This is a genomic window from Dietzia timorensis, assembly GCF_020742175.1.
In the GTDB taxonomy this organism is placed as follows: Bacteria; Actinomycetota; Actinomycetes; order Mycobacteriales; family Mycobacteriaceae; genus Dietzia; species Dietzia timorensis_A.
Map to the genome: position 1 here is coordinate 1 of NZ_DYXM01000124.1, position 10,704 is coordinate 10,704.

12 protein-coding genes are annotated in these 10,704 nt (G+C 67.2%); 2 read left to right on the forward strand and 10 right to left on the reverse strand.

Annotated features, from left to right (window positions below; genetic code table 11):
- Window positions 1-706 (forward strand): ABC transporter permease (locus tag K8V11_RS06715; RefSeq protein WP_303911940.1); only part of this gene is annotated, 706 nt, incomplete at its 5' end.
- A gap of 46 nt (window positions 707-752) precedes the next feature.
- On the opposite strand, the gene K8V11_RS06720 is transcribed toward K8V11_RS06715, so the two are convergent.
- The 7 genes from K8V11_RS06720 to K8V11_RS06750 form a co-directional block, all read right to left on the reverse strand.
- A complete protein-coding gene (locus K8V11_RS06720; RefSeq protein ID WP_303911942.1) occupies window positions 753-1,556 on the reverse strand; it encodes an SDR family oxidoreductase in 804 nt (267 codons plus the stop codon).
- Window positions 1,556-2,770 carry a cytochrome P450 gene (locus K8V11_RS06725; RefSeq protein WP_303911944.1) on the reverse strand — a complete coding sequence of 405 codons (1,215 nt, stop codon included), beginning with the start codon at window positions 2,768-2,770 and terminating at the stop codon, window positions 1,556-1,558. Before K8V11_RS06725 ends, K8V11_RS06720 begins: the two co-directional genes overlap by 1 nt.
- A gap of 69 nt (window positions 2,771-2,839) precedes the next feature.
- A complete protein-coding gene (locus K8V11_RS06730) occupies window positions 2,840-4,090 on the reverse strand; it encodes a DUF4185 domain-containing protein (RefSeq protein ID WP_303911946.1) in 1,251 nt (416 codons plus the stop codon).
- Window position 4,091: 1 nt separating this feature from the next.
- Window positions 4,092-4,499, reverse strand: coding sequence for an MGMT family protein (locus K8V11_RS06735; RefSeq protein ID WP_303911959.1), 408 nt, complete (start codon window positions 4,497-4,499; stop codon window positions 4,092-4,094).
- Entirely contained in the window at window positions 4,441-4,929 is a 489-nt protein-coding gene (locus tag K8V11_RS06740) for a TetR family transcriptional regulator C-terminal domain-containing protein (RefSeq protein ID WP_303911961.1), read from the reverse strand. Before K8V11_RS06740 ends, K8V11_RS06735 begins: the two co-directional genes overlap by 59 nt.
- Window positions 4,930-5,112: 183 nt before the next feature.
- Window positions 5,113-5,958: an LLM class F420-dependent oxidoreductase gene (locus K8V11_RS06745; RefSeq protein ID WP_303911948.1), complete on the reverse strand. Its 846-nt coding sequence runs from the start codon at window positions 5,956-5,958 to the stop codon at window positions 5,113-5,115.
- A gap of 128 nt (window positions 5,959-6,086) precedes the next feature.
- A complete protein-coding gene (locus K8V11_RS06750; protein ID WP_303911950.1) occupies window positions 6,087-6,677 on the reverse strand; it encodes a TetR/AcrR family transcriptional regulator in 591 nt (196 codons plus the stop codon).
- A gap of 111 nt (window positions 6,678-6,788) precedes the next feature.
- Between K8V11_RS06750 and K8V11_RS06755 the strand changes: the two genes are divergently transcribed.
- The gene (locus K8V11_RS06755) at window positions 6,789-7,862 is read left to right on the forward strand and encodes a hypothetical protein (protein ID WP_303911952.1); all 1,074 of its coding nucleotides are present in this window, start codon (window positions 6,789-6,791) and stop codon (window positions 7,860-7,862) included.
- A 91-nt stretch (window positions 7,863-7,953) separates the two neighbouring features.
- On the opposite strand, the gene K8V11_RS06760 is transcribed toward K8V11_RS06755, so the two are convergent.
- The 3 genes from K8V11_RS06760 to K8V11_RS06770 all read right to left on the reverse strand — a co-directional run.
- Window positions 7,954-9,024, reverse strand: a complete 1,071-nt coding sequence (locus tag K8V11_RS06760) for a prenyltransferase (RefSeq protein ID WP_303911954.1) — start codon at window positions 9,022-9,024, stop codon at window positions 7,954-7,956.
- 7 nt (window positions 9,025-9,031) lie between these two features.
- The gene (locus K8V11_RS06765) at window positions 9,032-9,787 is read right to left on the reverse strand and encodes a class I SAM-dependent methyltransferase (RefSeq protein ID WP_303911956.1); all 756 of its coding nucleotides are present in this window, start codon (window positions 9,785-9,787) and stop codon (window positions 9,032-9,034) included.
- A partial coding sequence (locus tag K8V11_RS06770) for a glycosyltransferase family 4 protein (protein WP_303911958.1) occupies window positions 9,781-10,704 on the reverse strand: 924 nt, incomplete at its 5' end. The genes K8V11_RS06770 and K8V11_RS06765, both read right to left, overlap by 7 nt.

Sequence of the window (10,704 nt, forward strand, 5' to 3'; positions counted from 1 at the left end):
TGTCGTCGTTGTCCTTGCGCTCGCCGCTGTCGCGGTCAATCACTTCGCACGTAGCGGCCACGCCGTCGACGCAGCGGTGGCGATAGCTCGCGCGGTCGTCCAGCTCGCGGCGCTCGCCGCCGTCATCGCGGTGGTCATACAGAATGTGTGGGCCTCTGCCGCGTTCGTCGCCGTGATGTCGGCGGCGGCAGCGTGGACCTCGGCCTCGCGGGTCGCGCGGCGCCGGCCGCGGTGGCGCCTTGTGGCGTTGCTGTGGCTGCCTGTTGCGGCGCCGACCGTCGTCATCGTCGCCGTTCTCGTCGCCGTCGGCGTGCTCCCCGCGGCGGGGCTCGCGATCATCCCCACTGCGGGAATCATGTTCGGCGGCGCGATGAACACGACGACGCTGGCCGGTCGCCGCGCGCTCGAGGAGCTCGCCGCCCGGCGCGGCGAGGTAGAGGCGGCGCTGTCTCTCGGTTTTCTCCCGCGCGACGCGCGCTCGGAAATCTGCACCGAGGCCGGCGCCACGGCGCTCCTGCCCGGGCTCGATCAGACGCGATCGGTCGGCCTTGTCACCATTCCCGGGGCGTTCGTGGGCATGGTGCTCGGCGGCGCACCGGTCGTGGACGCGGCGATCATGCAGCTTTTCGTCATGGTCGCCCTGCTCGCCGTCAGTGCGATCGCCATGGCGGTCACCGCCGAGATGGCCGCCCGCCAGCGGGTATGACGTCGGAGACGCTGCACACCCCCGGCCCCGCGCGCCCTCCCCTCCCTTAGGGTTCGATCGGCGCCTCGGGCTGGATTTCCAACTCCCTCACGTACGCCCCGCGCGAGAGGGACACCGCAGCCACAACCCCGTGGGCGAGCTGCGCCGGGGTACACATCCGCCCGTGCCGGCCGTGGCCGAACTTCACCCAGTCGTTGATGACGTCGACGATCGTGTCCTCGTCGAAGTCGGTGCCCATCTCGGTGGCCACAGGGCCGGGACGAACGACCGTCGCGCGCACCCCGGTGCCCTCGAGTTCGCTTTGCAGCTGGAACGCCATGGTGTCGACGGCGGATTTGGCCGCCGGATATGCACCGCTGCGCGGCCGGGCGGTGCGCGAGGTGTCCGAGCCGATGAGCACGACGTCCCCGCGCCCGCGCGAGACCATGCCGGGCACGACCGCCGCCACCACCCGATGAGCGGCGAGGAGATGCACGTCGACCTGCGCGGAAAACTCGTCCGGCGTCATTTCCCACACACGGCCCATTCGCAACGAGCCGGCGCTGTTGACGACCACCTCGATCTCGCCGAGAGACGCCTCTACATCTATGACGGCGGAGGCGATCGAATTCTCATCGGTGACGTCCACCGCGAACGCCTCGGCCTCGCCGCCCGCTTCCCGAATATGTACGACGACCTCGTCGAGCCGGTCGACACGGCGCGCGCCCACGGCCACCGGGTGCCCGGCCTCCGCCAAGGCGACGGCCGTCGCCCGGCCGATCCCCGAGGACGCGCCCAGCACGAGGGCCGGTCGGCGTTCGGGGTGGCGCGGATAGTCGAGCGGGAGCGGATGCTTGCGCCACTTGGCCATCAGCTCTCCCCCGGCAAGGTCAGCTCGAGCGGGAGGTGGGCGAACCCGCGCACGTTGGTCGAGTGGACTCGCTCGGCGCCGGGCAACACAGAGAAGCCCGCAACCGTTTCGGCGATATGTCGAAGGGAAATCTGTGCCTCGAGCCGGGCCATGTGCGCGCCGAGGCAGAAGTGAGTGCCGACGCCGAAACTCATCAATCCGTCCCAATTTCCGCGGTCGATGTCGTAGGTATCGGGCCGGTCGAAGACCGCTGGATCGCGATTCGCCGAACCGATGAGCAGGAGCACCTTCTCCCCCGCCGGGATGGTGGTGTCTCCGATCGTGACCTCGTTCTTGGTCGTGCGGAGCACCATTTGCGAGGACGTGTCGAAACGCAGGGTTTCCTCGATCCAGTCTTCAACGCGGCCGGAATCGGCGAGCACCGCGGCCTTGGTCTCGGGGAAGTGGTCGGCCCAGTACATCGCGTTGGACAGCAGCTTCGTTGTCGTTTCATTGCCGGCGATGACCATGAGGAACAGGAACGACAGGACCTCGTCCTCGGCGAGCCGGTCGCCGTCGACCTCCGCGGTGATAAGCGCCGAGGTGAGATCGTCTCGCGGCTCCGCCCTGCGGGCGGAGATGAGGTCCTGGTAGTAGGCGATGAGCTCGAACGCAGCCGTTACCGCTTCCTCGGGAACGTCGAACACGTCCTCTTCGCGGTGCATGACCTGATCAGCCAGCGCGCGCAGCCGCGCCCTGTCCGCCTCGGGGACGCCCATGAGCTCGCTGATGACGTCCATTGGAAGCTTGCCGGCGAAATCGTCGACGAAATCGATCGCCTCCCCGCGCCGCGCCTTGTCCAGGCACTCGCCCCAATACCGCTCGGTGAGCTCGGTGATCTGCTCGGCAAGACCCGTGACCCGTCTCGGGGTGAACCCCTTGTTTACCAAGCGGCGCAGCTGGTTGTGGCGCGGATCGTCCATCGCGAGAAACGACATCGTCTTGTAGGCGTGTGGGCCATAGGCCGTCGGGTCCAGCGATACGCCCATCGCCGCGGAGAACGCTTCGTTGTCACGAAACGCGGCGCCCACGTCCGCGTGCCGCGAGATTGCCCAGAACCCGAGGTCCGCATTGTGGTAGACGGGCGCGTTCTCTCGCAGGGCCGCGTACATCGGATACGGGTCCTCGTGGAACGAGTAGTCGTACGGGCTGAACACCGGGATCGTCGAGGTCATACATTAACTGTACACCCGTATAGACAGGTGTCTAGGTGTGTTCCGCGAATCAGTGTCGGCGATTCTTTTTCACTGCGGATACCCGTCGCGACACACGCGCTCTATGTGATCGCGCTGCACGCCGTCATCGCTGCTATCTGCGAGGACGGCGATGCGCTCTTCCACCGGAATTCGGTCGAGGACGGGATAGAGCTCCCCGTGCATAGGCTCACCGGAGCGCGGATCGGCGAGGCCGGCGATCGCTTCCTGCGCCGGGGTGGCTTCGAGGTCTGCGCAGCGCACGCCGCGCAGGGAGACCTCCCATTGTCGAACCCCGTAGAAGTCGGTCCCATTCTCGTCGTGCGGCCACGCCGACAGCAGCATCTGCGCCCGGTCCAACGAGCTAAACGGGTGGATGGTCGGAGCGTAGAGGAACGGCTCCTCGCGCCAGGAGACCTGTACGCGCGGCGGAGTCCATGGCCCCTCGGGGCGCTGGGCCGTACGGGTCACCGCGCCGAGCGGACCGTCGAGATACGACAGCACAACGGTCCCGTCGATCACCTGGGTGCCGAGTTCCCCAATGGCGCCGTCGGGGATCGTCGGCGCGATGATCGGACTTGCGGGTCCGCGCGCGCTCCAGCCCCAGGTGCCCGAGGAATCGCGCCCGAAGAACTCGTAGGTCGAGCGCTCCCACATCGTTCGCCAGCTCACGCGCGCGAGGTAGATCCCGCCCCCATGCCAACGGCCTGAGTCGGTGCCGTAGATGTACACGTGTTCCTCGCCCGGCCACAGAACCATCGAGTTGTTCTGGAAGTGCCGCCAGATTCCGGCGTTGGGAAAGTCGAAATTGCCGTGGTCGCGTTCGACGTCCCACGAGCGAACCCAGTTCTCGCCGTGCTCGTCGGTGGAGGTCCACATCCGCGAGTGAAAGGTCTCCCAGCTTCGCCCCTCGGTCACCGGGCCCCATGCCTTGATCGCGAAAGTCGTCATCATGAACCGCCCGTCGGGCAGGTGGATGAGGTCGCATGGGATGTTGGTGAACCCGTCGGGCAGCCTGCCCGAGTCCGGACCGCCGGAATGGCGGTAGTTGATCATCTGCTTCGCATACGCCCCACCGATCGCGTTGTCCCAGACGATGCCGCGCTCGATATCGCGGTTGGATTGGCGCAGGCCGATGGGCGAGCGCCAGCCGGGCCCGCCGACGCGTTCATCGAAGCTGTCGCCGAAGATGGTGATCGTGTAGCCGTGGTTCGTCTGCGCCGGGTAGCCGAGGTCGGTTGCTGCGGCGCCGAAGCGACCCGTCCCGTCCGGCCCCGAGAGTTCACGCACCATGCGTGCCATGTCACTCCCCCTCCTCGTTCTCCGTCGCCGCTGCGATGTCGAGCAGGTCCTCGAGATCCGCGGCGCCCAGGCGATGCCCGGGACGGGCGCGACCGGATCCCGTGAATTCGACACCCTCTGATTCGAGGATCTCACGCACCGTGCGGGTTTCGCGGCCATCGGACCAATGGAATCCTGCGGATACCGAGCCGTCGGCGCGCAGTACGCGATAGGCGCCCGGCCCGCCATGGGTCGAGAGGCGGGTTCCCACGACGCGAGCCCCTGTGCCCAACACCTCTGCGAGCGCGCCGTAGCTCGTCCAATATCCGCTCGGAATCGCGGCGACGAGACGGTCAAGCGTGTCCCAGTCCCTAATGGCTGCCCATCTCCGCCAGAAGAACTCGGACGCCGGCGACGTATTGCGCGGGATCCATCCGCCCGCGTGTAGAAATCTGCACGATGAACCCCTGGGCGAGCGACAGGACCACGGGGGCGCACGCCCACGCGACACCCTCCGGGTCCTCGTTGTCCGACTGACCGAACCAGGCGACGAGGTATTCGCCGATCGCCTGATGGAGCCGCTCCATGCTGGTGCTGGTTGAATCCCGTAGACGCGGTGCGACGATGGATTCTCCCCAGATCTGCAGCATTGCGTCTGCCGTGGCCTTCGGCTCCGAAATGCCGGAAAGAAACGTCTCGAGCGCCGCATCCGGCGGCGGGACGGGCTTCGCTGCGCCCAGCTCGCGCCACATGGCGGTGCGATCGCGAAGCATCTCCTCCGTGGCGAGGAGCAGAAGTTCGTCTTCGGTCGTGTACAGGTGGCTGATTTCTTCGGGGATGATGCCGACCCGTGACGCCAATTCCTCTACCGTTGCAGAGGGGACCCCTTCGTCACGAACCGAGTTGATGAGCGCTTGAGCCAATCGCGCTCGCTGTGAATCTCGAATTTCACCGGTGGTCGACGGCATGCGCCTAGCGTACGTCCTCGGATAGTTGACATGCCATCCCACCGTCAAACCCCTAGTGGCGCTGCGGTTATCAACTTACGTTAATCCGAGTTTCGCGGCGAGCCGGTCGAGATAGGACAGCACGTCGTCCTCTTCGGCATCCGGGGTTCCGTACACGACCTCGTCGACCTCGGCCAGGCGCCATTTCTCATGGTTCGCGGGGTCGGGTTTGCCGTCGAGGATCACCGTGTACGGCCTTCCCGAGCGGCCGGCGGCATCCCACATCCTGCGCAGCTCGCCGATCCCGGCGACGGCATCGGTTTCGATCGGCGTCGTCATCCATCCATCTGCGGCGCGGCAGATCCACTTGAAGTTCTTCTCATTTCCCGCGGCGCCGACGACGACCTTCGGCCCGCCCGTCTGCACCGGCTTCGGCCATGCCCACGACGGCGGAAAGTCAACGAACTCACCGTGGAACTCGGCCTCGTCCTCGGCCCACAGCTGTCGCATCGCCTCGAGATATTCACGCAACATCGTCCGCCTGCGCCCCAGCGGCACGCCGTGGTCGCGAAGCTCGTCGAGGTTCCACCCGAAGCCGACACCGAGCGTCACCCGTCCGCCGGAGAGATGGTCGACCGTGGCGATCGTTTTGGCCAGCCCGATCGGGTCGCTCTCCACCGGAAGTGCCACCGCCGTACCCAGCCGGATATCGGTGGTGACGGCGGAGACTGCCCCCAGCGTGGCCCACGGATCGAGCGTGCGCCTGTACCGATCATCCGGCAGCTCCTTGCCGCCCGTGGGGTGCAGCGCCTCGCGGTCGACCGGGATGTGGGTGTGCTCGGGGACGTAGAACGAGCGGAACCCCAACCCCTCTGCGTGCGCGGCCAGACGCTCGGGCCGCGGCCCGCGGTCGGAGGTGAAGAGGGTGATGCCAAAGTCCACGCGAGATGCCTCCGCTTTGATTTCGTTCGCCCACCTGCAGAGGTAGACAGTTGTCTAGGTGTGTAACGCACACTCTAACCGACGCCGCGCGCCCGCCGACCCGAAACGCTTTCGAAATGGAATAGGCCTCAATCCCAGCCCCCGACGAGCGTGTCGATCCCCTCGACATAGGCGTCCATATCGACCTCGCCCCTCAGAGCCGTCTGGACGATGTAGCCCTGCACGAAGGCGAGGAACGCGGGTGCGCTGCGCCTGGCCGCATCATCCGGATCGGCATGATCGGCCTGCGCAAACCACGCCCGGAGGTAGATCGCGATGGCGTCGAGAATATTCTCGACAATCCGCTGAGTCCACGTGCTGAGCACATCATGGGTCATCGCCTGGCCCCAGATCTGCATCATCGCGCGGGCGTTGCGAGTGAGATTCGGCAGGGCGCTCGCAATCTGACTCACGGCCTGCGATGGCGGCGGGACGGGCTCGCGCTCGGCGAGCTCGGCGAAATCGGCGGCCCGGTCCTGCACCACGACCCGAGCACCGGCGATGAGAATCTCGTCCTTCGACGCGAAGTACCCGTAGATCGCCCCGGCGGACAGGCCCGAGCGCTCGATCACGTCGGCCATCGAGGTGTCTGCAATACCCTTCTCCGTCACCGAAGCCAGCAACGCGTGGACGATCTTCTCGCGCTGGGCCTTACGGCGGGCATCGGAAATTCTCGGCATGAGTCACACAATACAGAATGACCATTCTTCTTGACCGTCCCCCGCCGTCGGAGTACGTTCTAGAACGTTCATTCTTTTTAGCGCGAATTGCCTTCCACAACAGGAGCCTTCATGACCAGCCCAGAACCCCACACTCCCTGGCCGAAAGCAGTGGCCATGGGCGTCATCGGCGCGGTCATCGTGTCGCTCGTCGTCCTCGCTTTCCTCTGGCCCTCCATGACTTCGAAGCCGAAGGACCTTCCAGTCGACGTCGTCGCTTCCGAGCAGGTCTTCGAGCAGTTCACCTCGCAGGCCGGCCACGCTGCCGAGGCGCAGGGCCAGGACCTGCCGTTCGAGTTCAACCGCGTCGGCACCCGTGACGAGGCGGTCGACGCAATCGAGGCGCGCGACGTCTACGGCGCCTTCGTTCTCCCCTCCGCCCCCGGCGGGAAGATGGAGGTGCTCACCGCGAAGGCCGCCAATACCCAGGTCGCCACGATGCTCTCCTCCACAGCGGACGGGATGGTCGCCGCACAGGCCGCGCAGCTCCCCGCCGGCGCTCCCGCGGACCAGCGCATTGCCGCCCTACAGGCCGCCGCCGCGGGGGCCGAGGTCACCGATATCGTCTCGCTCTCCGAGGATGACCCGAATGGCACGGGCTTCGCCCTCGCGGCGCTCCCCCTCACCATCGGCGGCATCCTGGGCGGCGTCATCACCTCGCTCGCCCTCAAGGGCACGTGGCGCCGGCTTGTCGGCGTCCTCACCTATTCCGTCGTCGGCTCCGCGGCGCTGTTCGGGATCCTCGACCTGTGGTTCAACCTCACCCCGGGCCCCGTCTACCTGGTGTGGCCGACGATCGCCCTGAGTCTCGCCGCCACTGCCTCGGTCATCGTCGGTTTGCACAGCTTGCTCGGGCCTCCCGGTATCGGCGTGGGCGCGATTCTCACCATGTTCATCGGCAACCCGCTCGCCGGCGCGCAGGCTCCCAAGGAGTTTCTCCCGGGCCCGTTCGGCGAGATCGGCCAGCTCTTCGTCCCGGGGGCGACGGGCACACTTCTGCGCGATGTCTCCTACTTCCCCGAGGCATCAACGCTCGCACCGTGGCTGACGCTCACGGCGTGGGCCGCGGCCGGCCTGCTGCTCATCGTGTTCGCCCACCACCGCAATGGTCGGGGCGCCGATAGCGCAGAACCTGCGGCGTCATAAGACAAACACCCACCTATGACGGCGGAAGAGCCGCGTCCCCTGAGACTGGGGGCGGCTCTTCTTTCGTAGAGAATGCGAGGGTGCGGGGCTCTCAGCGGCCGAGCTTGGCGGCGGTGTCGTTGGAGACGTAGCGGAACACATCGTTCCCCGGGGTGGCTCGCGCGAGCGCGTCCGCGGCGAGGAGCACCGCGGCCGCCGTCCACGTCGACAGCTCGACGGGCCATCGCTTGCCGTCGGAGAACACCAGGCCGGTCCAGTACGAGCCGTCCTCGTCGCGCAGGTGCTGCATGTTGGTGAACTGCTCGAGCGCCTCGGCGTGCCGGCCGACGGCCTCGAGCGAGAGCACGAGTTCGCAGGTCTCCGCGCCGGTCACCCACGGGTTGTCGTCGACGCACCGGATACCCAGGCCCTCGACGACGAAATCGTCCCAGCGGCCGTCGATCCGGTCGGACGCATCCTGCCCGACGACCACGCCGCCGAGGACCGGGTAGTACCAGTCCATCGAGTAGCGATCCTTCGGACTGAACAGCTCCGGGCGGGTGCGGATCACATCGCCGAGCTGGTCGGCGGTGATCTCCCAGTCGGGCACCGATTCGCCGAGCTCCTCCGCGATGAGCGTGCCGCACCGCAGTGCGTGGTGCATGCTCGAGGAGCCGGTCACGAGCGCCTCCCGGCGCAGCTCGCCGTCTTCGCCGCGCGAGTACCAGATCTGTCCCTCGGGCCCGCGGAACCGCAGCACGAGGTCCAGCGCGCGGCGCACGCACTGCCACATTTCGCGCAGGAACCCCTGGTGCCCGGTCACCTTGAAGTGGTGCCACACCCCCACAGCGACGTACGCGGTGTAATTCGCGTCGATCCCGGCGTCCTCGATGGCGTCGTCCTGCCAGCGCATCGGCCACGAACCGTCGCCGCGCTGGGTGTCGCGGAGGAAGTAGTAGGCGCGCTCCGCGGCCTCCCACTGCCCGCCGACGGACAACCCCATAGCCGATTCGACGTGATCCCACGGGTCGGTGTGCCCGCCCGTGAACCACGGGATCTGCCCATTTGGTCGTTGCACGGAGGCGATCCACTCACCGGTGGCGCGCACCTGTTCGCGCGTGAGCACGCCGGGCACCTCCGGGAGCGGCCTGCTCGCGGGGTCGAAAGTCGCGGGGTCAGTCATGTGTTCCTTATGCGGGCTTCGGCGCGCGGGCGTCGCGGCGAGCCTTCCAATCGACCGGCTTGGACAGGTAGAAGACCTGCGACTTGCCCATCACGGGGTTGAGCGCGGCCTCGGCGAAGCGGGTCACCAGCGGCTTCTTCATCAGGTCCCACACGAGGAGCTTGTGGTACCACTTCGGCAGAGGATTGTCCTCGTTGTTCACGCCGACGGCGCACTTGAGCCACCAGTACGGCGCGTGCAGCGCGTGCGCGTGCCCCGTGCCCGTCACCTCGAGGCCCGCGGCGCGGAGCTTGTAGCCGAGCTCGGCCTCGGTGTAGATGCGCACGTGACCGCCGATGTTCTCGTGGTACTCGTCCGAGAGCCACCAGCACACGGTTTCGGGCCATTCGCGCGGCACGGTCACCGCGGCAACGCCACCGGGCTTGAGCACGCGGACGAACTCCTCGATCGCACGGGTGTCCTCGAGCACGTGCTCGAGCACCTCGGAGACGAGCACGAGGTCGAAGGTATCGTCCTCGTACGGCAGATTGAGCGCGTCGCCGACGACGGCTTCCGCCTGCGCCCCCTCGGGCAGCCCACCCTCGAGGCCGATCGCCTCGATCATGTTCTGCACCTCGGCCATTTCCGCCTCGTTCTGGTCGAACGCGGTGACGTTCGCCCCGAGGCTGTACAGCTCGAACGTGTGCCGCCCGAGCCCGGCGCCGATATCGATGGCGCGCATCCCCGGCGTGACGCCGAGCTTCTTGAAGTTCACCGTTAGCACGGCGCGTCCTCCTGCTGCTTGTTGGTGGTTGTGGCTTCTTCAGTGGTGACGTCGGACCTGCCGGTATTCCCGGCCTCGTCCACGCCCTCTACTTCGGTAGAAACGTTTTCCTCGACGTCGACGTCCGTCGGGCCTGTGACAGGCCCGTCCTCGAACTCCGGAGCGGGAAGTCCCTTTACCCGCGCGATCGCGGACTCATAGACCTGCGCGGTGCGCCGCGCGACGGCGGCCCAGCTGTAGCGCTCCATCACGCGCGCCCGCGCTCCCGCCGACAATCGTTCGCGCTCCGCCGGGTTCTCCAACAGCGCCACGATGTTCTTCGCCAGCTCGTCGTCATCCCCCGGTGTGACGAGGATGCCTGCGGATCCGTCCGTCCCGACGACCTCGGGAAGGGCGCCCGCCTCGGAGGCGATAAGGGCACAGCCAGAGGACATCGCCTCGACCGCGGGGAGCGAGAAGCCTTCGTACATGCTGGGCACGACCGCGACTTCGGCGGTGCCCACGAGGCGGGCGAGCTCGTCGTCGTCGACCCCCGAGACGACCTCGATCGAGTCGCCGAGTCCGAGGGAACTGATGAGTGCCGCAGCGGCGCCGTCTTTCTTGAGCTTCGACACGAGGGTGAGACGAGCCTCGGGGTGGGTCTTGCGCACGGTTGCGAGCGCGCGGAGGAGCACCGGAACGCCTTTGAGCGGCTCGTCGGCACTGGCGACGGTGACGATGCGGCCCGCCTCGCGTTCGCGCCCCGGGTGGAAGCGGTCGGTGTCGACGCCGAGCGGGACGGTCGCGATGGACTCGGGGGAAATCTCGAAGTCGGTGACGATGTCGCGCGCCGAGGACTCCGATACCGTGAGGATCTCCGGAATCTGCCGGGCGACCTTCTTCTGCATGCCGAGGAAGCCGAACCAGCGAGTCGTGGT